The sequence below is a fragment of the Enterococcus raffinosus genome (assembly GCF_018917525.1).
Classification (GTDB): domain Bacteria; phylum Bacillota; class Bacilli; order Lactobacillales; family Enterococcaceae; genus Enterococcus_A; species Enterococcus_A raffinosus_A.
The window spans coordinates 176,087-196,783 of record NZ_JAHLOS010000004.1 but is presented as its reverse complement, the minus strand read 5'-3'; the positions used below and the strand labels follow the sequence as shown (position 1 = coordinate 196,783).

The window sequence follows — 20,697 nt, the reverse complement described above, 5'->3', positions numbered from 1 at the left end:
TCCCTAACAGGTTTCTAAGTCAATTCTACTATGAATGGTCGTATTGATCCAAGTTATATGATTCGATCACACTAATGATCTTATTTGCATAATCCGGATCAGTCGCGTAACCTGCGGTTTGGAGAGCTTGGGCTGCTTGTTTATAGTCGGTAGCAGTCAAAACACCGGCATAAAGCTGCGGGTCCCAATTGGTGCCATTTACAAAGAGCATCGTATGATCATCCAAGGATTCTTCCCAAGAATTGTACACTTTAAAATCTCCCTGGATCGTAATCCATTGCTCGTTCACAAATTCCTTAGTTTCTAAACTTACTTTAGGCTGATCACCAGAAGCCTTAATGCCAAAAAGATTTTTATACTGGCTCGCTAACTGGGATTGTCCCCAATTTGACTCTAAAATCGCTTGGCCCAAAATGATACTCGGCAAAACGCCATATCCCTGCTGCAATTGTTTGGCATGTGGTGCTAATTGATCAATGAATTGCTGACGAGAAAGTGTCTCCTCTTGGGGTTCATTTTCAACGCCAGAATTTGATAATGTATGTAAAGAAAAAACGAAAGCCAACCCAATGACTAAGATCCCCGCAAAAATCAAGGGGATCGAAGCGTTGGACTTTCGTTTTCGATAAGTTTTTTTAGGCATGGTGCCTCCTTACTTGGCTGACAACTGTTTCAAAAATTCTTCCAATGTCAGATCGTGTTTAGAAATGTACTCGGCATTTTCCTTACCTACATAACGAATATGCCACGGTTCATAGGTAATCCCTGTAATATCCTGACGATCCTTCAAATAACGAATGATGAATCCATATTTCGGTGCATTTTCAGCAATCCACTTAGCCCCTGGCTGATCACCGTAGGATGCATCTAAGACTTGTGATGAATAAGAATTGTACCAATCTTGGTCAACGATGTCGATGGCCAGACCAGTGTGATGTTCACTATAGCCAGGTTCAGTGATCGTTTCCTTCGTCTTCGCGATTGCATCTTCTTCAGACATTCCATTACCGCTGATTAAGCCGCTGACATTTGTATCAAAGACTTCCTTTTGTGCTTCGACGGAACGGAAAGCTGAGACGATAACCAATGGAAATCCGGCTTCTGTTGCGGCCTCAGAAAAGTCCTCGTAATCTTTAGCGATTCTGCTGTCAACTTGATGACTATTATCTGACAATGTAGTCAACTGACTTTCAGCTACTTCTTTTTCAATTTTATTTTTGGGACCGACTAATACAAGGTTCCAATCATTTGCATTAGAATCCGGCAATGCTTTTTGTACAGCATTTTTCTTTGTAGTGGTTTTCTTTTTCTCAAAAGAATAGGTTGTGGCAGTTTCCTTTTTTGCATCGGATTCTGCTGGTGTGCTGTAAAAAAGCGAATAGGCGGTCATCCCAAACATGATGATGACTGAAAGTAGTCCTACTGTTTTTTTCAAATTAAAAATCCTCTCGTTAATCGTCTAGCGACGTGTATGTCTCCGTTAAATTCTCATTAACCCAATCAAGTAATGCGGTCTTCTTATGGGCACTCGCGATTTGATTTTGTATATGAGCTGGCAAACGAAAACTCAGTATATCACTATACCCCCAGCTATCATAATCAATCGTTACCCGCAAATCGATAAAATCGTGGTTTTCCTCTTCGTTTTTATTTTTAAAAGGAATCATCTCCACCTGAGCTAACCCGCTGGCGATCCATTTTTGTGCAACGATCGTCTTCATTTCACGATATTCAGCAACCGCAGTTGGACGTTTCTCGGGGAACAAAAAGGTTTGGCGAATCACTTTTTGACTCAACATCCATTCGTAATCACTGAACAAGTTTTTGATTTTTTGATTGGCTTCTGGTGTTAAATTATTTTGGCCAGCTTTCCACTGCTGCCATTGAGCCTCGGTAACTCCTAAATAATCTTGGTAGAAATCTTGCTCGGTATGAAATTGTTCAAAAATTGCACTTATTACTAAATCTAAATAAATTTGATTCACGAAAAATCCCTCCTTTTCTATTTTACTGATTTTTTAGAAAAAAAACAGCTCTTTAGCAAATGGATTGAAATATTTTAACATTTACTGCTATACTTTGGAAAATGACGTAACAAGTTTTGTCTTTTTATTATTGAAAATTTAAATCTAGCTTTAGGAGGATTACTATGACCGATCTACAATGGGGCATCGTCGGACTCGGCGGCATCGCCCACAGTTTTGCAGAAAGTTTTGACCAAACAACAAGTACACTTACCGCTTGTGCCTCACGTACCTTAGAAAAAGCTGAAAAATTTGCTAAGCAATACGATTTGCCAAAGGCTTATGGCAGCTACGAAGAATTATTAGCTGATAAGGATATCTCCATTATATATATTGCCGTGCCAAATCGCCAGCATCATCAACATATCATGCAGGCTTTAGAAGCAGGTAAGCACGTGCTGTGCGAAAAAGCAATTACGATGAATCTTGATGAACTGCAATCGGCTATCGAATTAGCCGAAAAGAAGGATTTGATTTTGGCGGAAGCCATGACGATTTTTAATATGCCTTTGTATCAAGAACTACATGCATTAATGGATAGCGGTCGATTGGGAAAGCTAAAAATGATCCAAGCACCTTTTGGCAGCTACAAGGAACCTGATCCGACCAACCGTTTCTTCAATCCTGAGCTAGCTGGTGGCGCCTTATTAGACATCGGCACCTATGCGGTTTCCTTTGCCCGCTGGTTTATGACTGAACAGCCAGCAGTGATCGCCTCGACTATGGTTCCTTTTTCAACCGGTGTTGATGAACAATCAGTTACCATTTTGCAAAATGACAAAAACGAGCTGGCTACAGTTAGCCTAACTTTCCAGGCGAAAATGCCGAAAAAAGGGATCGTTGCATTTGAGAATGGCTATTTAACGATTGATGACTATCCACGAGCGGATAAGGCAGAGCTTTTCTTCAATGATGGGACAACAGAATTGATTGAATCTGGCTTTTCTGGTAATGCGATGAATTACGAGATTGAACATATGGTCCAAATGATCCAAGGTGAAATGCCGAATAAATCCCTCTTCTTTACAAAAGACGTCATCGATATTCTAGATCAAATGCAGCAAAAGTGGCAACAAAACCAATAGTCTCCTCCACAAAAGGCATTGTTTAGGCAATGCCTTTTGTTTTTTTGTCAAAGTTCCGCTAAACTATTAAGTATAAAGAAAAGAAAGTAGGAGGAAATATTGCAAATTGGTCGTTTTCGTTTAGGTATGCGAACGATAAAAACCGCCTTAGCTGTCATGCTATGTATTTTGTTATTTCATGTGACCGATCGGGGTTCTCCATTGATCGCTGCATTGGCCGCCGTTTTTTCTCTGCGTCAGGATCTGACCACGAGCATCTCCTTTGGCCGTTCCCGTGTATTAGGAAATTCCCTCGGCGGATTATTGGCTCTGATTTTTTACTACATTCAGGCCTTTTTTAAAAATGATTTTTTGATCGAGCTGTTCATTTTACCTCTATTCGTGATCTTGGTGATCGTTCTCTCGGACGGACTGAACAATAACTCTGGAATTATTTCAGCGATCGCCACCATGCTGTTGATTGCCTTGAGTATCCCTCAGGGTGAGTCGTTTGTTTACGCGTTGAATCGTGTTTTAGACACGTTCATCGGAACAATCATTGGGATTTCTTTAAATGGCGTTATTTCGCCTCAGACAGATGAAAAAGAGAAACAGATCAAAGAGGATCTAGTTGAACTGCGCAAAAAAGAGGCGGATCTGAATAAAATGCTGTATGACGTGCGCAAACAAATAAAGGATCAGACCCATAAGTAGGTCTGATCCTCTTTTTGCAGTTTGTTCACTTTATAAAAGCCAGTAAAACTTTCTGTGATGATAAAAATAGTAAGGATTTAATCATTTGCCTTTAACGCTTCAATCATATCGATTTTCTTCAATCGGAAATACATGATTATTCCGACAACCAGCGTAAAGAACAAGGTAATCAAGCTAGCATAAAGATAACTTAGCGGTTGAATATCCGGCGAAAACATTGTCATATCCAGTTCAACCGTTTGTAAAATATAGCCATGCTCGATTTTCCCTAAAACCAATCCTAACAAAATCCCCATCAGCGTCAACAAAATATTCTCTCGATAGACATAGCGAACTACTTCGCCGTCATAAAAACCTAAAACCTTAATCGTAGACAATTCCCGAATCCGTTCAGAGATATTGATATTGGTCAGATTGTACAAGACGATGAAGGCTAGAAGTCCGGCTGAAACGATTAACACCCACATAATAATATTGAGGCTTCGCACCGTGTCCTTCAGCACATCACGTGACTTCGACATAAAGCTGACATTAGCAATTTCGGGGTTTTCCATTAATTGTTTCGCTATTCGATTTTCTGTTTCTTGATTTGGTTCCTTACTGAAAAGTAAAAGATCCGTATTGTATGTCGGCTCTTTATCAAATATTTGTTGATAATAGTTCGGTGTCATATAAATAAAGTGTCCAACATAATTTTCAGCCACTGAAGCTACTTTTACCTCGTACTCTTTGCCTGAAATAGACTTGATTTTAAAGTGACTCCCATCTTTCAAATCAAATAGCTTTGCTAGTTTTTCATTGATAATGACACCATTATCAGTTAAAGAATAACGGGTATCATTTTTTCGATTTTTAAAAGACAAAAACTCAGATAGCTTCGTTGTTTCTTTAGGAACCGAAAGACTAATTTCCTGCTTTGAAACTCCTTCTGTTTGTGCCGTAAAGGTTTCTAAAGAAACAAACAGATGCGCTTGAAAATCCGCTAAAGTCCCCAACTCTTTCACATATCTTTGTTCTTGTTCCAATGACGGCGGTTTGGTGAAAACAGTCGTTCCCTGATAATGCCAAAGCTTATCAAATTGTAGGGTAACGATATCGCCAATTGAGTCTCGCAGCCCAAATCCTGTGATAATCATTGACATGCAACCGGCGATTCCGATTACTGTCATTAGCATTCGCTGTTTATATCGAAATAGATTCCGCAAAGTCACCTTTTGACTGAATGACAGTCGTCGCCAGATAAAGCCCAAACGCTCCAAAAAGATCCGTTTGCCATTTTTAGGTGCCTTCGGTTGCATTAAAGTTGCTGGTGTCGCTCTTAGATCATAACGCAGAACGAGCCAAGCAGAGCCGACGGAACAGAACAAAGCTACAGCTAGAGCAATTAATGCATAGGAGAGATACCAAGGCGTTAAGACACCCTCCAGATTATACAATTGCCCATAAGCATCAAAAATAATTACTGGTAATAAGTAGAAACCGACTGCTAGACCTAAAAGTGTTCCTCCACCGCCCGCCAATGTAGCGTATAACAAATATTTCTCCGCGATTTCACCATTTCGATAGCCTAACGCTTTAAATGTTCCTAACTCATTGCGTTTCTCCTCAACCATTCGAGTCATGGTCGTTAGCGTGACTAACGCCGCGATCAAAAAGAAGATCCATGGAAAGACCGAAGCAAGTGACGAGATTCGGTCAGCGTTGTCTTTAAACTCGCTATAGCCAGGATTCTCTGAGCGGGCAAACAGATGATACTCTGGCGCTGGCAACTGATCAATCGCTTGCTGCTGTTTTTCCAAAGTAGCTAATTGCTCAGGAAGCTCAGGATTCAATGCCGTTATCCCACTCAATTGCTCAGGAGTAAGGCGATCAATATCTAAGGATGTTTCCTGCTGGAATTTCTCCTTCGCCCGATCTAGTTTTTCTTGCTGTTCCTTCTTTAAATCAGCTAAACGAAGAGGGGCAATTTCCTTTAATTGATTTTTCAGTTCCTTCTGATCATTCTTCAAACGTTTTTCATACTGATCAGAATAGGCAGAACTTTTTTCTAAATCCTTGTAGCTGATCAACGCCTCGGAGTAGAACTTTTGTGTAAAACTCTCTGGCAAAATGAAGGCGAAGCAATCAATGGAGCCTTTTCCAACTGTCGTATTTCCACGAGAAATCGTTTCAATAAACTCGGGACTTTTTACAAAACCAACGATCTTAAAATCTGCTCTTTTGAAATGCTTCTGTGACTCATCAGCTGACATGTCGAAGTGTTGATTCAGCTTATAGCCCTTTTCTAAAGCTCGATCATCCAAAACGATTTCTTCTGAGTTTTTCGGCAAACGCCCTTTAGTAACCACCACGCGATTCAATGTCTGCTTTGAATCATAACTAAAAATACGAAAGACTTGATCCTCTTTACTCAAATTAACGTCTTGAAAGTAACGCCCTTCCGCTTTAATGCCTTCAACTTCTTCAATCTTTTTAATTTCAGTAGCGGTTATCCCGAGGGAAGAGACCACTCGTGTGTCCGCCAGGTTCTGCTTCTGATAATAGCTAGCGGCCGTCTCCAGCATATCTGGTCCAGTCGCCCGCAAGCCAACATAAAAAGCGACACCTAGGAAAATGATTCCCAAGATAGAGAAAAATCGAGTTTTTGATTGGCCAATCTCACGCCAATTCGTTCGTCGCATCGCTTTTTTCATCTTATTCACCTCTTACCACTGAATATCTTCAATTGATTGAGGGTGGTCATTTAATTCTTCGCTGCGTACCTGGGCATCATTGATCCGAATCACTCGATCAGCCATTGGCGCAATCGCCGAGTTATGGGTAATGATGACGACTGTCGTACCATTTTCCCGAGCAGTATCCTGTAATATTTTTAGAATTTGTTTTCCAGTTTCAAAATCCAAAGCCCCCGTCGGTTCATCGCAAAGTAATAATTTTGGTCGTTTTGCCAAAGCCCGTGCGATCGTTACCCGCTGTTGTTCCCCACCGGAAAGTTGGGCTGGAAAATTATCCATCCGTTCACCTAATCCAACTGATTGTAAAACTGCTTCAGGCTCCATGGCGTCCGAAACAATTTGTGATGCCAGTTCAACATTTTCCTTAGCCGTCAAATTAGGAACCAAATTATAAAACTGAAAAACGAACCCGACATCATTACGGCGATAAGTGGTTAATTCTTTATCACTGAAAGCAGCAATATTGGTTCCATCCACCACCACTTTCCCTTCATCACAGCTGTCCATTCCGCCCAAAATATTCAACACTGTAGATTTTCCTGCTCCACTTGGTCCAAGAATTACGGCGACCTCTCCCTTTTCGATCGAGAAATTTATTTTTTCATTGGCTTTGATAATGGTCTCACCCATTTTGTAATGTTTACTCTCATCTATAACATCAATATACGACATTGAATAATCCCCCTCATCTATCATAATTATTAACTCCTTTAGTTTACCATAGCGAAAAAAAAAGCCAACGACAGATGTCGCTAGCCTACCAAAAATATACTTTGGAAAAATGATTGAAAACTGCAGTTTTTGATTACATAATAAAGAAAAAAGGAGGATTATCATCATGGAAGAATGTGCAGAATGTTATGCAACAAATTGTCGCGCGACACCTTTACTAGGAAAAAGGGACTGTCTAGAAAATCACGAACAGTATCTCTGCGGAACCTGCGGTAGATGTATTTGCTCACAAAAAGATGAGAAGCGCCAACTACGACGAATTGATTTTCCTTTTAAAAGCTTGGAGATCGCAAAGCTCTACTTAAGAGTTGCTGATCAGCTTCAAGGGATGCCCTGTGGTATCTACGAAATCATCAGCGAAACTGGTCGAAAATCCTATAAAATTTTTGTAAATGACGAAGCTTACGCAGATTATTTAGCTAAAAATAAGAAAAAAAGCACGGATCATCATCACGCGCTTTATCGTCGCAAAGACTATCGAACATTTCCAAAAACAGAAATACGAAGACTACAACAGCATGAAGTCGAATCCTATCTATCTTCTAGCTGAGTAATCTCAGGCTGTTTTACTGAGAATTGTCGACTGGATAGCTATCGTTCAGCTTATCCAAATCAATTAAATCAATCTTTCTTAAATCATAACCGCTGTGAAACAATCTTTGTCCCTCAACAGAAACACAAGGAATTCTGCGCCCTTCAAAGATAGCTTCTGAAAACCAATCGACTTCTAGCTCAAACCAACCACCTTCAGGATTTGCTTGCTTCATTTTCCCTGCCTCACTAAGGTCAAAGGGATGAAGATCGAGGAAGCCATGTTTAGGATGATACAGTTCCACCCGCGTAGGGCGCTCATCAGTTATGATTTGATACCCAAGTTCTAATAGCTTTTCCATTAATTCTGCCTCAGCGGAAGCGTCAAAATCAATATCGATATCTCGGTGCTCTCGAGTTTGTTTTCCTAAAAGGGTGTCGATCCCCCAGCCGCCTTCCACCCAATAATCAATTTGCCATTCATTTAATAAATCAATCATCCAAAGAAAACTATCCTTGTCTGCAGGGATAGTTTTGCTTCCTTCATAAGCCATTGTTTTCCTCCCGTTAAGTCGTTTTACATTTGATTTAGCGTGCGTTTATTTACATGCTGCAAGAAATGCTGCCATCAATGCTTGATTTTCCACCGTAACAGCATTGAAAAATTCAGGATGCCACTGAACACCTAAAACGAATTTTGCATCTGGCAAAGAAATGCCTTCAATCAATCCATCTGTCGAGATCGCCGTCACTTCTAATCCAGCACCCAAATCCTTAATCCCCTGATGATGATAACTATTTACTCCCATTTCATCTCGCTGCAATAGTTGCTGTAACAAACTATCCTCAGGCAGATCAACCTTATGTTGAACCTGATCATAGGGAGCCTTCATATGATGATCAATCTCACTCGTATATTCGCTTGGCAGATCTTGATGAAGTGTGCCCCCGTATAAAACGTTTAGTAATTGGACACCTCGACAAATAGCTAGTAAAGGTTTGTCCCCTTCTATCACTTCTTTCATGAAAAAAAGCTCCATTTCATCACGAGTTAGGCTTTGTGGACCGCAGACTGGTTGCTTTTCTTCTCCATACGAAGCAGGGGCAACATCTTGTCCTCCAGTGAAAAGAAAACCACTGCAAATGTACAAAAATGGACGCAACGTCTCTTTATTAGTCGTCAACGGTAGTATGAGGGGAATCCCGCCATTTTGTTCGATCAAATCTTGATACCCCGGTAACAGCCAAATACTATCACGGTCTTCATCGTACAGCGGCATAACACCAATTATTGGTCCCATAGATTTCTCCTTTTAATTAAATTTTTCCTCACAAAAACTTTTGCCAAAAATTTTACCATAAAAAGTTGAGCAAAATCAAAAAAACTCGATCAAAAGATTGACCGAGTTAAAAATTTATTTTCATTTACGCGTGGTAGCGTTCAACACCATCAAGGTAAGTTGCTACAAGATCCATGTTAGGTTCTAATACGATGAAGTCCGCATCACGACCCTCAGCGATCATCCCGCATTTGTCATCAATTTTACAGCTGACTGCTGGTACATATGAAGCCATCATCACGGCTTGTTCTGGAGTCGCAATTCCCCAATCAACCACATTTTTGATTGCTTCTTTCAATTTCAAGATACTTCCGGCTAAATTACCAGATTCTAAACGAGCAGTTCCTTCTGCAACCACGACTGGGAATTCGCCCAAATTGTAGTTACCATCAGGCATACCGCCAGCCATCATACAGTCAGTAATCAATGCCACATGGTCATGTCCAGCCTTTTCCATCAAGACTTCAGCTGCTTGTGGATGCACATGGTGTCCATCGCAAATCAATTCAGAGAAGACATGTTGTAAGGTCAATAGTGCACCAACCATACCTGGTTCACGGTGATTCAAGCCGCGCATTCCGTTATAAGCATGAACAAAGACGCTTGCGCCAGCTTCAACAGCCTCTTGCGCTTCTTCCAAAGTCGCATTTGAGTGTCCCAATGAAACAACTACGCCTTCATCAGTAACTGTTTTGACAAACTCTTTAACACCCTTACGCTCAGGCGCTAAAGCGATTTTCTTGATCAAACCGCCAGAAGCTTCTTGCCATTCATGGAAAGTATCCAAGTCTGGATCGCCAAAGTAGCTAGGATTTTGTGCTCCTTTGTGTTCTTCTGTAAAGAACGGTCCTTCAAAGTAAATTCCTTGAATTTTCGCACCGTCAACATCTTTGTACATTTTTCCAATTGTTTCGGCAACATCCTTCAAACGTTCCTTCGTTGAAGTCAACGTTGTTGGTAAGAAACTTGTTACACCACAAGATAATAAAGCTTCAGACATAACCTTGATACCATCAGCGTCGTTGTCCATCACGTCATGATTTTTATATCCGTGAATATGTGTATCCACTAAACCAGGGGCGATCCATTTTCCACTTTGGTCAATGATTTCTGCTCCTTCTGGTTTTTCCTTCGTATATGCTCCAAAAATGCCATCAGTGACATCTAAATAACCTGCTCCTTTTACACCAGAGTTTAAAAAGAATTTGTCAGCATAAATAAATGTTTTCATTGTGAGCTCTCCCTTTTTTTCTTAGTACCTTAAAGTTACTCCTGAATCCACTATAAGTCAAGAATGGTGTAGACCATTTATAAATCTTTTATTTTCTCTAGTGCACGTAGCATTTTTCGATAATTGATTACCAAGTGAATCTCATCACGAGCCTCTAACATAAGAATTTTTAGCTCCAAAAGCTCCTTCAGTTTGTAGTAGCTGCATTGCTGTCGGTTCCATTTTAATCCCATATCTACAACCTTTTCTGCCAAATCCAAACGATCTTGTTTCACTAAAAACGTTCCATAGTTTACAAAAAGATTGCTCAATTCACTACGCTCTGAATAATCTGCCATCATTGTTTTAAACAATTCAAAGCTTTGGTTGTAATACGCGTGTGCTTCATTTACTCTCTCTAAAACCGAGCTCATTTTTCCAGCAAAACTCAAGAGCAGTATCCGACTATCAAAATAGCCGTCATATTTTTTGGAAACACAAATTGAGAGCCCCTGAATGACTAGCTCCAATGCTGTCTCCGCATCCTTATCAATGAAATAGGCGCAAACAGCCTTGAAAAAGCATGCTAGCTGACGGTCCTTATCTAAATGAGTAATCTGACGTTCGTCCAAGTAATCCAGCGTTGCACGAATCTCTAAATATTTCCCGATCCGCAGATACATGAACATCTTATTGAAATATTTTCGCAGGAATAATTCTTCCGGTAGAAAATCAAGCATCAGTTGGTCGATCGTAATTCCTAGGCGATGACAAAGCTGTTGGATTACAAAAATATTTGGTATCTCTTCATTGTTTTCGATTCGACTTAAGACACTTTGCGAACAAATCCCTTGAGAAAGGTCTTTTTGTGTCATGCCATGTTCTTTTCTAAAATCCTTTAAGACTTGACCAATCGCTTCCATTACCGCTTCCTCCAAAATATGCAAATTCACATTTTTAATAATTTAATTTTATCCGATGACGATTTGACAAGCAACTCCTGTGTTCTAAATTAGCAAAAGAATTGAATGAAATTGAACAGGAGATAAAAGAAACGACCTAACATAGTATTTTAATGCAAAAAAAAGATGCACCCTCATCCGGTACATCCTTCATGCGGCGAATGGGACTCGAACCCACACGAGATTGCTCTCACATGATCCTTAGTCATGCTTGTCTGCCAATTCCAACACCGCCGCGCAGAACCTTTTTCATGATACCGAGCTGACATCAAAAAGTCAAGAGCTTAAACGATCGTTGTATCATAAACATAAGTAATATTCCCCTTAAGACCAGCAATTCCCCGAAAATATTTCTTGTCCTCTTGTGTAATCCAGGCTTCGCGGAATAAAAAGAAATCATCTTTCGTTACCTCGATTTTATCAATTTCCCCTGCTCTTAACTGGCGAATTTTTTCTTCAAATGGATTCATATGCTCTCTCCTCGTTGTTGTTACTTCGTACAAATTATTCCTACTATTCAACCAAAAAAGTTGAATGAGTAAAAACAACAGAAGAATGCCCTGAGGCACCTCCTGTCTAATCGTGAAAGTATTTGCTATTTTCGATCTGTGAATTGTCTTCTTGCATGATGCCTCTTAATGAACGATCCAAACGTTGACGTGAACTTTTTCTTTCCATCACCGGTTGCTTTTCTTCGTTTTCAGAAGCAAATAAAATGTAGGATTGAGGTGTCTTTTCCATTCGACTCATCAATTCTCTCGGTGATACCGCATCCGCTGGCGTATCTGGAATCAAAGAAGAAGGAACATATTTCGGTGCAAATGGAGTGGCACTACGGCCGTTTCGTGCACTACGAGTATTAAAGTTAGTCTTTGCAGTTTCCTTCGGTTTCCGTTCTTCAAACAAATTCACTTTTTTGGATTCTTTATGATCATGATATTTAGGTAGATTTGCTTTATGATGATCTAACTCTCTTCGTGGCTCATCGTCCAAGTTGACACGTCTATTCCGCTTAGTTTTGGGCATTTGACGTTCAAAAATATCTTTAGCCTCAAGACGATAGCTCGTGATCAAGTCGTCTTGTCCATCAAATAAAACACGTTGGTTCGTTTGTACTATTTTAACTCCTGCATCATCATCAAAGGCAGGAAAGCGGCACTTTTTTCTGGTGTACGTTTGCATAAAATCATCCTCATTGTTCTGATATAGCAATAGTTTAGCATAAAAGAAGCAAAAATGCTTTTTAATTTCCTAAGAAACGGAAAATCCGACGCAGGCAGCCGGTTATTCTGAATCATACATAAACAGACTGCCTTTTGGTGCCAAAATTTCGCCTTCTAAAATTCGGTCTAAAACAGCGTACTCCCCGCGATACGCACGCGGACTAGATAGCTCTCCGACGTTCAAGCTTTGCTCCTGATCGGATAAATTGATGGCATAGATCACATAAGCATTCCCTGAATAGCGAATAATCCCAAAGATTTGCTGTGCTTTTGAATAAAACGGGAAAAATTGACCATTTTTCAAAACATCGTATTTCTTCCGCCGCTCAATCCACTTCTGACAATTTTTGAACAACCTAGGATCAATCGACTGCCATGGAAAGAATTTACGATTATCAGGGTCTTTTCCACCTGTTAATCCCGCCTCGTCCCCGTAGTACACGCAAGGAATTCCCGGCATCATAAACATCAGTCCCCAAGCCTGATCTAGTGCTTCAACAGAGCCGTCTAGCATGGTCAGAATGCGCTCAGTATCATGGGTGCCAATATTGTTTAACTGATTGTGATAAAAGTCCGCTGGGTAATTTTCCTGATAACGAATCATTTCTTCGCAGATGTCCTGCAACGAGCGTGATTGCTTCAGAATATCTAAAATCTGCTGGCGTAACGGGTAATTCATTACTCCCTGCAAATGATCCCCAAAAACATATTTACGGCGAGTATCATAAGCAATCTTGTTCGAAGCATCTTCCCAGACTTCTCCTATCAGGATTTTTTCTTGATAGGACAGTAGATTTTTACGAATACCGGCGATGAAATCATCAGTCAGCTCATCCGCAACATCTAACCGCCAACCATCAACCCCCATCGAAGTCCATTTCGATAGTACGCTGTCTAGATCGCCATAAATGAATTCTTGAAAGCTTGGATTTTCTTTTCTAACTTCCGGCAGATCTGCTACACCCCACCAGGACTTATAATCATTAGGATAATGATTAAACGTGAACCAATCACGATATGGACTTTGTGGATCGCGAGCTGCTCCCGTATTTTCGCCATAAAATCCAGAAATATTGAAATAGCGGCTATTTTTTCCTACATGTGAGAAGACACCATCTAACACAACAGCAATTCCTGCTGTATGCAAAGCCGCGATCAGGCTGCGAAACTCCTCTTCTGTCCCTAAAATACTATCGACTTTAAAATAATCATTGGTATCATAGCGATGATTTGAACTGGCTTCGAAAATCGGATTCAAATAAAGCGCAGTAATCCCCAGCTCCTGCAAATAAGGAATTTTATCTTGGATTCCTTTAAAGTTTCCGCCAAAAAAGTCCCAGCGAACAATTTCGTTTTCCTTATTCTTGATATAAAATGGTTCGTCCTCTTCCGTCGCGTAAATGAAGGAATTCTTTTTCGGCTGATTGATAACGCGATTCGGATTCCCGTTAGCAAAACGATCCGGAAAAATTTGATAAAACACTGCATTTCGATACCATTTCGGTGCGATTTCTGGCTTTTGATAGCAGGTCAGCTGATAAGGGATAACCTCTCGTTCCGAACCATAAATTCGTCCTTCACCACCTTGTCCTTTGAAGCCATAATACTGAATGGTTTCATGCCCTTCCGCTTCATGAACGATTTTAAAATAGTAAAAGTACAGTCCCCAGCCCTGATCCATAATCGTCTGAAAATGAAACCGGTCTTCTGTAGCGGGCTCCATCGTAAAGATTTTCTGTCCAACAGAACTTCCCTCTTTACGAACGACTAGAAAAACCTTGGTATTCTGCTGTTCTGGGACAGACAGCCAAACATTGACCATCGCCCCTTCTTGAACAGCACCAAAAGGTTGTTTATAACGCTCTAACCAGGGATTAAAGTAGATATGAGTCATGTTGTGTTACACCTCGATCGTCTTCATGAGCGAAGACAGGTTCTATTTGCCAAATATCGTCTGCGTATCGCTGAACCGTATTGTCTGAAGAAAAGCGTCCAGCATTCGCGATATTGCGCAGGCTGATTTGGCGCCAACGTCTTTTGTCCTTATAGGCCTGATCAACTGATTGCTGTGCCAGACAATAGTCTGCAAAATCACGCAAGACAAAAAATTCATCGTTATATTTGATTAATGAGTCAAAAATTTCCTGACCTTCTGCAATAATATTAGGAATCGTACCATCTATCAATGCCTTTATTACTTTGTGGACAACCGTATCATCCTTGTAAATATCAGCTGAAGAATAGTTTCTATTTTCATAATATTGATACACCTCAGACTCTGTTAAGCCAAAGATCGCAATATTATCATCGCTCACAGCATCACGAATTTCCACGTTTGCGCCATCCAGAGTTGCAATTGTCACTGCGCCGTTTAACATCAACTTCATATTTGAAGTACCTGATGCTTCTTTAGAAGCTAATGAAATTTGTTCACTGACATCAGCAGCAGGAATAATTCGTTCGGCTAAACTCACGTTATAATTTTCCAAAAAAACGATCTTCAATTTGTCGTTGATGGACGTATCCTGGTTGATCAAACTTGCCGTTTCATTGATCACTTTAATGACCGATTTGGCATAGTGATAGCTCGGTGCTGCTTTTGCTCCAAAAATAAACACTCGCGGTTCGATAAGAAGCTCCGGATTCTCTTTTAAATCCAAATAGAGCTTAATAATATGCAGGAGATTTAATAATTGTCGCTTATAGGCATGCAATCGTTTAATCTGTACATCAAAAATCGCCTGCGGGTTCACTTCAACTCCACAATGTTTTTGAATATAGGCTGCCAGACGTTTCTTATTTTCCAACTTTGCTTCTGCTAAAGCATTAAGAACCTGGTCGTCTTCCTCGTAATTCAATAATAGGCGTAGATCTCTCGGTCGTTTGCGCCAAGAATCTCCTATGTGTTCATCCAACACCTTGCTCATCGTAGGATTGGTCAATTGGGTCCAACGACGCATCGCAATACCATTTGTCTTGTTATTAAATCGAGCAGGGTAAAGTAAGAAGAAGTCATGCAAGACGACTGCCTTTAGCAAATCGGAGTGAAGCTTGGCCACGCCATTGATCGAATGGGAACCAATAATCGCCAGATGCGCCATATGCACCTGATCGCCTTGAATAATTCTTGTTCGTTGAATCAAATCAAAATCGTGGACCCCAGTCATTTCCTCAACAAAGCGGCGATCAATTTCTTCAATGATTTGATAAATTCTTGGACAAACGCTTTTCATCATATTGATCGACCATTTTTCCAAGGCCTCCGCCATGATAGTGTGATTTGTATAACTCATTACCTCTTGAGTGACATTCCATGCTCGTTCCCAGCCCATCTTCTCTTCATCAATTAGCAGTCGCATAAATTCAGCCACACACATTGCAGGATGTGTATCGTTAATGTGGATCGCGATATATTGATTGATTTCATCCATCGGCTTCTTCAATTGTTTATAATAGCGCAAAATACTTTGTACCCCTGCTGAAACAAAGAAGTATTCCTGTGATAATCTCAGCCTTCTTCCAGCCTCATTGGAATCATCTGGATAAAGTACTGAAGTCAAGTCCTCTACGGCACGTCGATCGCCAATACTGCGATAACGTTCCTCTTCCTCAGGTGGAATTTCTACCGACCACAAGCGCATCGTGTTTACTATGCCGTTTTGATAGCCAACCATTCCAGTATCATAAGGAACCGCACGTACCACCATGCCTCCTGAATAGTTTGGAATCAGATTGCCAGCCTCATCATGACTCATGTAGACATCTCCGCCGATGCGAACATCCACCGCTTTGCTTTCTTTACGGACTTCCCAAAGATTTCCCTTTTGCAGCCATTCGTCCGGCAGTTCAACCTGATAATTGTCCACAAAACGTTGTTTGAACAGACCGTACTCGTAACGAATCCCGTTTCCGTTACCAGGTAAGCCCATTGAGGCGATTGAATCCATAAAACAAGAAGCCAGACGTCCTAAACCGCCATTCCCCAACGCCATATCTGGTTCGACTTCGGCTAAATCCTCTAAGTCGATTCCTAATTCCGCTAGAGCTTCTGTAACCATCTCCAACCAGCCCATGTTCAAAAGATTGCTCTTTAACATTTTTCCTGGTAAGAATTCAATAGAGAAATAATACGTTTGCTTTTGATCTGCCTCTCGATAGTCTTTCCATGTTTGCTGCCAATTTTGTGAGTATGTAGAGGTCATTAACGAACCTAATGTTTGATAAAGTTCGTTTGGTGAAGCATCATTGACTTCCATTGCAAATTTCTCAGCCAACCGCTGACTGAATAGCCTTTTAAATTCCGTCTTGTTCATATTTTCATCTCCAACCTACACTTTTTAATTACGTGTATTTCTTAATACATACATAGTACCTTTTATAAGAAAGTATTGATACAAAAAAGCCAAAATCCAACGCCTAATGGCTTAGATTCTGGCTCTTCGAATCCTACATTTGTTTGTATAGTTCTAAATATTGCTCACTTGATCCATCCCAGCTGAAATCTCGCGACATTGCTTCAAGCATCAGCCCTCGCCAAATATCTGGATGATTTTGGTAGAGTTCGATCGCCTGCTTCATCGCGTTCATCAGATAGAAAGATTCATAAATATTAAAACCAAATCCTGTTCCCTCATTTGTGATGGGGTTATAAGGCTCAACAGTGTCTCTTAACCCGCCGATTTCATGTACGATCGGCAAAGTACCGTAGCGCATAGAAATCATCTGAGATAACCCGCAAGGTTCAAATGCTGACGGCATCAGAAACATATCCGCTCCTGCGTAAACTTTTTGGGCTAAGGTCACATCAAAAGCAATTTGGATGCTCGTTTTAGTCGGATATTTCTCACCGAAGTAACGGAACTGATTTTCAAAGTTTGGATCGCCTGTCCCAATCAGAATTAATTGCACATCAAATTGCATCAAGTTTTCCATTTCCTGCAAAAGCAAATGGAACCCTTTCTGATAGGTTAAACGGCTGACGATCCCAATCACCGGAACCTCCGGACGAACTGGCAGCTCTAAATATTTTTGCAATTGGACCTTGTTTTCGATTTTTTTATCGAGGTGCTTTTGATCATAGTTAGCGAAAAGCGCTGGGTCCGTAGCAGGATCGAAAGCATCGTAATCGATCCCATTCACTATTCCACGTAACTTACCGCTTTCCATTCGCAGGATCACATCTAGGCCTGCGCCGAACTCTGGGGTTTTGATCTCCTCTGCATAGGATGGGCTAACAGTGGTCACTCGATCAGCGTAAAGAATGCCCGCCTTCATAAAGTTCACACAGTCATTAAAACGAATAGAGCCATCATCGTAACGTTCGCTGCCCATACCAAATAGATCATACAAAATTCCGCGGTCGTACTGACCTTGAAATTCGATATTATGAATCGTTAAGACCGTTCGAATCTTGCTGAATTTCTGAATCCAACGATATTTTTCCTTTAATAAACAAGGAATGAATGAGGTATGATAATCATTCAAATGCATCACATCTGGAATAAAATCAATTTTCTCCATCAATTCGATAACTGCTTGCTGATAGAAAGCAAATCGTTCCCCATCGTCAAAGTATCCGTACAATTCTGGACGATCAAAGTAATATAGATTATCCAAAAAGTAGTAATCAATCCCGTTCATCTGCAGATACTTCACGCCACAATACTGTTTGCGCCAACCAACATAAACATCATAAGAGAATAAGTCTTGTAATTGATCCTTATATCGCTGCGGCAGCTTAGTGAAAAATGGAAGTACTACTTTGATATCGGTTCCTTTTTCCTTCAATGCTTTTGGCAAAGCACCGGCAACATCACCCAATCCTCCTGTTTTAAAAAAGGGTGCACATTCCGCTGCTACAAATAATGTCTTCACGCCTATTCGCCTCCGTAAACATCACTTAACACATGGGTATTTTTCTTAATCACTACTGGTTGTTCAGCAGATCCAATAATCTTGATACCTGGTTCAACTACCACATTCTTATCTAAGATCGCATGCTTAATATAAGCCTTTTCACTTATCGTGCAGCTTGCCATGATGATGGATTCTTCGATTTCGGCATTTTTTTCAATGATTACACTACGCGCGATCAGCGATCCATGAACCTTTCCATCTACTAGACAGCCTGTTGCAAACTGACTGTTTTTTACTTCCGAAGTTGGAGAGTAGTAGGTGGCAACTTCATTTTTCAACTTAGTATAAATTTTTTGTTTAGAATAGAGCAGCGAAGTAAACTTTTTAGGATCTAGCATAGCCATGTTCGCATCGTAATAAGACTTAATATCGAAAATATTACTTAAGAAGCCTGTATATTCATAAGCATATGTCTTTACTTGGTCCATTGCTAATGTTAAGAAATCCACAAGTGCAACTGGTCCACCCAAGTTTTGGCCTTCTTGCAAAGCGTTGATCAACCAATCTGTCCGGCAGATAAAGATCTTCATACTAAGATTCAGCAGCTCATCATCTGTCTTGTCTTCCAAGAAATTGTGATGGCCTTGTACAATACCATGTTCGTCTGCTTCAATAATTTCATCTTGACGATAGATTTGATTCTTAGGCATTTTCTTATAAACAACCGTCATTGTACTCTCATTTTGCAGATGAATTTTTAAAACAGATTCCAAATCAATGTTGTAAAGCATACGATTGCCCATAAAAACGGTATATTCCGATTTTGATTTATTCAGATAATCGATCACTGATTCAAAATAAGGACGTCCTTCGGCTTTTTTCTTCAAGAAATCTTGATAGAAATGAATAAAGTAACGACTATCGACACTGTCCAAATGCCATTCGCGCCCGCCGCCGATATGGTCAAAAACGGACTTGGTGGTTCCTTGATTGAACACCATATAGACAGACTTGATATTCGCGTTGATGGCGTTCGACAAATTAAAGTCAATTAGACGATATTTACAATCAAAAGGCAAGGTTGCCAATGGTCTTTTTTCAGTTAAAGGTAATAATTCTGGACATTCATACACATTGCCCAAAATGGCACACATTTTATTCGCTCTCACTTGTCAACACTCCAATCACTTCTGAATAACCCACTACGGCAATTTCCTCTGAACCATCAACTACGGCATCATCGCCAATAATCGCATTTTCACCGATAATCGCTTTAGTGATTTGTACATTTTTACCAATCGTAGCGCCAGGCATAATAACACTATCGACAACTTTGGCGCCTTCTTTGACCTGCACGTCATCCGATAAAATACTGTGTTGTACTTCACCAGCCACATAACAACCGTCAACCACCAGAGAATCTTTCACATCCGCATGTTCTGTCAAGAAATGAGGTGGTGAGATCGTGTTCTTTGCTAAAATCCGCCAATTTTTATCACGAATATTCAGACTATGTTCTGGATCGATGAACTCCATGCTCGCTTCCCAAAGTGAATCGATCGTACCTACGTCTTTCCAATACCCATCAAAACGATAGGCAAAAACATTCTCGCCACTTTCCAGATAAGCCGGAATTACGTGTTTTCCGAAATCCAGCATTTGGTCATCTTTTTTATAGCTGTTTAACAGCACGCTGCGCAGACGGCTCCAGTTGAAGATATAAATCCCCATGGAAGCGAGATTGCTTTTTGGCTCTTCTGGTTTTTCTTCAAACTCAATAATCCGATCATTCTCATCCGTATTCATGATTCCAAATCGTGAAGCCTCTTCAATTGGTACTTCGATTACTGCGACAGTCAATGAAGCGTTATTCGCTTTATGATCCTCTAGCATCGCTTCGTAATCCATTTTGTAAATATGGTCACCGGATAAGACTAAAACATATTGCGGGTCCATCTGATCGATATAATCCATATTTTGATAGATTGCATGAGCTGTTCCTTCAAACCACTTACTGCCATCATTGCTAGAATACGGTTGTAAAATTGTAACACCCGAATTAAGACCATCAAAGCCCCAGCTCGAGCCATTTCCAATATGATTATTCAATGCCAATGGCTGATACTGCGTAACAACCCCAACATTATTGATACCTGAATTGATACAATTACTTAGTGTAAAATCAATAATCCGATAGCGACCGCCAAAAGGGACTGCAGGTTTTGCAATTTTTTGTGTAAGTTTGCCGAGACGAGAACCTTTCCCGCCGGCTAAAATCATTGCTAAAATTTCTGTTTTCATTTTTG

At 40.4% G+C, this 20,697-nt stretch carries 19 protein-coding genes and 1 tRNA gene; 3 read left to right on the top strand and 17 right to left on the bottom strand.

Features of this window, described 5'->3' with window-relative positions:
* Positions 1 to 28: 28 nt before the first annotated feature.
* From KQI58_RS05040 to KQI58_RS05030, 3 genes are read right to left on the bottom strand one after another with little or no spacing between them, the layout of a single operon-like run.
* Complete coding sequence (locus KQI58_RS05040; protein WP_216407035.1) at positions 29 to 643, bottom strand: glycoside hydrolase family 73 protein; 615 nt, start codon at positions 641 to 643, stop codon at positions 29 to 31.
* Positions 644 to 652: 9 nt separating this feature from the next.
* A complete protein-coding gene (locus KQI58_RS05035) occupies positions 653 to 1,435 on the bottom strand; it encodes a M15 family metallopeptidase (RefSeq protein WP_216407033.1) in 783 nt (260 codons plus the stop codon).
* Positions 1,436 to 1,451: 16 nt separating this feature from the next.
* A complete protein-coding gene (locus tag KQI58_RS05030) occupies positions 1,452 to 1,985 on the bottom strand; it encodes a hypothetical protein (protein ID WP_216407031.1) in 534 nt (177 codons plus the stop codon).
* A gap of 164 nt (positions 1,986 to 2,149) precedes the next feature.
* Here KQI58_RS05030 and KQI58_RS05025 point away from each other — a divergent pair, with 164 nt between their 5' ends.
* Both KQI58_RS05025 and KQI58_RS05020 read left to right on the top strand, forming a co-directional pair.
* Positions 2,150 to 3,109, top strand: coding sequence for a Gfo/Idh/MocA family protein (locus KQI58_RS05025; RefSeq protein ID WP_216407029.1), 960 nt, complete (start codon positions 2,150 to 2,152; stop codon positions 3,107 to 3,109).
* 99 nt (positions 3,110 to 3,208) lie between these two features.
* Positions 3,209 to 3,802: an FUSC family protein gene (locus tag KQI58_RS05020; RefSeq protein ID WP_016180011.1), complete on the top strand. Its 594-nt coding sequence runs from the start codon at positions 3,209 to 3,211 to the stop codon at positions 3,800 to 3,802.
* A gap of 77 nt (positions 3,803 to 3,879) precedes the next feature.
* Here KQI58_RS05020 and KQI58_RS05015 read toward each other — a convergent pair whose 3' ends face one another.
* Both KQI58_RS05015 and KQI58_RS05010 read right to left on the bottom strand, forming a co-directional pair.
* Positions 3,880 to 6,495: an ABC transporter permease gene (locus tag KQI58_RS05015; RefSeq protein ID WP_216407026.1), complete on the bottom strand. Its 2,616-nt coding sequence runs from the start codon at positions 6,493 to 6,495 to the stop codon at positions 3,880 to 3,882.
* 12 nt (positions 6,496 to 6,507) lie between these two features.
* Positions 6,508 to 7,209 carry an ABC transporter ATP-binding protein gene (locus tag KQI58_RS05010; protein WP_048718685.1) on the bottom strand — a complete coding sequence of 234 codons (702 nt, stop codon included), beginning with the start codon at positions 7,207 to 7,209 and terminating at the stop codon, positions 6,508 to 6,510.
* A gap of 166 nt (positions 7,210 to 7,375) precedes the next feature.
* Between KQI58_RS05010 and KQI58_RS05005 the strand changes: the two genes are divergently transcribed.
* Positions 7,376 to 7,819, top strand: a complete 444-nt coding sequence (locus tag KQI58_RS05005; RefSeq protein ID WP_216407024.1) for a hypothetical protein — start codon at positions 7,376 to 7,378, stop codon at positions 7,817 to 7,819.
* A 16-nt stretch (positions 7,820 to 7,835) separates the two neighbouring features.
* Here the strand turns inward: KQI58_RS05005 and KQI58_RS05000 are convergent, their stop codons facing one another.
* From KQI58_RS05000 to KQI58_RS04945, 12 genes are all read right to left on the bottom strand, one after another.
* A complete protein-coding gene (locus KQI58_RS05000) occupies positions 7,836 to 8,354 on the bottom strand; it encodes a nucleotidyltransferase domain-containing protein (RefSeq protein ID WP_216407022.1) in 519 nt (172 codons plus the stop codon).
* Positions 8,355 to 8,399: 45 nt separating this feature from the next.
* Positions 8,400 to 9,101 (bottom strand): gamma-glutamyl-gamma-aminobutyrate hydrolase family protein, encoded by a 702-nt coding sequence (locus KQI58_RS04995; protein WP_216407019.1) that lies wholly within the window; start codon positions 9,099 to 9,101, stop codon positions 8,400 to 8,402.
* A gap of 124 nt (positions 9,102 to 9,225) precedes the next feature.
* Positions 9,226 to 10,371, bottom strand: a complete 1,146-nt coding sequence (nagA, locus tag KQI58_RS04990; RefSeq protein WP_216407017.1) for an N-acetylglucosamine-6-phosphate deacetylase — start codon at positions 10,369 to 10,371, stop codon at positions 9,226 to 9,228.
* 77 nt (positions 10,372 to 10,448) lie between these two features.
* Positions 10,449 to 11,273, bottom strand: coding sequence for a helix-turn-helix domain-containing protein (locus KQI58_RS04985; RefSeq protein ID WP_216407015.1), 825 nt, complete (start codon positions 11,271 to 11,273; stop codon positions 10,449 to 10,451).
* 192 nt (positions 11,274 to 11,465) lie between these two features.
* Positions 11,466 to 11,549, bottom strand: a tRNA-Leu gene (locus tag KQI58_RS04980).
* A 47-nt stretch (positions 11,550 to 11,596) separates the two neighbouring features.
* Positions 11,597 to 11,782, bottom strand: coding sequence for a hypothetical protein (locus KQI58_RS04975; RefSeq protein ID WP_216407013.1), 186 nt, complete (start codon positions 11,780 to 11,782; stop codon positions 11,597 to 11,599).
* Positions 11,783 to 11,888: 106 nt separating this feature from the next.
* Positions 11,889 to 12,494, bottom strand: coding sequence for a hypothetical protein (locus KQI58_RS04970; protein WP_216407011.1), 606 nt, complete (start codon positions 12,492 to 12,494; stop codon positions 11,889 to 11,891).
* A gap of 102 nt (positions 12,495 to 12,596) precedes the next feature.
* The gene (locus tag KQI58_RS04965) at positions 12,597 to 14,429 is read right to left on the bottom strand and encodes a glycoside hydrolase family 13 protein (protein ID WP_216407009.1); all 1,833 of its coding nucleotides are present in this window, start codon (positions 14,427 to 14,429) and stop codon (positions 12,597 to 12,599) included.
* Positions 14,410 to 16,848 carry a glycogen/starch/alpha-glucan phosphorylase gene (locus KQI58_RS04960; RefSeq protein ID WP_216407008.1) on the bottom strand — a complete coding sequence of 813 codons (2,439 nt, stop codon included), beginning with the start codon at positions 16,846 to 16,848 and terminating at the stop codon, positions 14,410 to 14,412. The genes KQI58_RS04965 and KQI58_RS04960 overlap by 20 nt, the downstream gene beginning before the upstream one ends.
* Before the next feature lie 133 nt (positions 16,849 to 16,981).
* Positions 16,982 to 18,409, bottom strand: coding sequence for a glycogen synthase GlgA (glgA, locus tag KQI58_RS04955; protein WP_216407006.1), 1,428 nt, complete (start codon positions 18,407 to 18,409; stop codon positions 16,982 to 16,984).
* 2 nt (positions 18,410 to 18,411) lie between these two features.
* The gene (gene glgD / locus KQI58_RS04950) at positions 18,412 to 19,560 is read right to left on the bottom strand and encodes a glucose-1-phosphate adenylyltransferase subunit GlgD (RefSeq protein ID WP_216407004.1); all 1,149 of its coding nucleotides are present in this window, start codon (positions 19,558 to 19,560) and stop codon (positions 18,412 to 18,414) included.
* Positions 19,547 to 20,692: a glucose-1-phosphate adenylyltransferase gene (locus tag KQI58_RS04945; protein WP_216407002.1), complete on the bottom strand. Its 1,146-nt coding sequence runs from the start codon at positions 20,690 to 20,692 to the stop codon at positions 19,547 to 19,549. Before KQI58_RS04945 ends, glgD begins: the two co-directional genes overlap by 14 nt.
* Positions 20,693 to 20,697 lie beyond the last annotated feature (5 nt).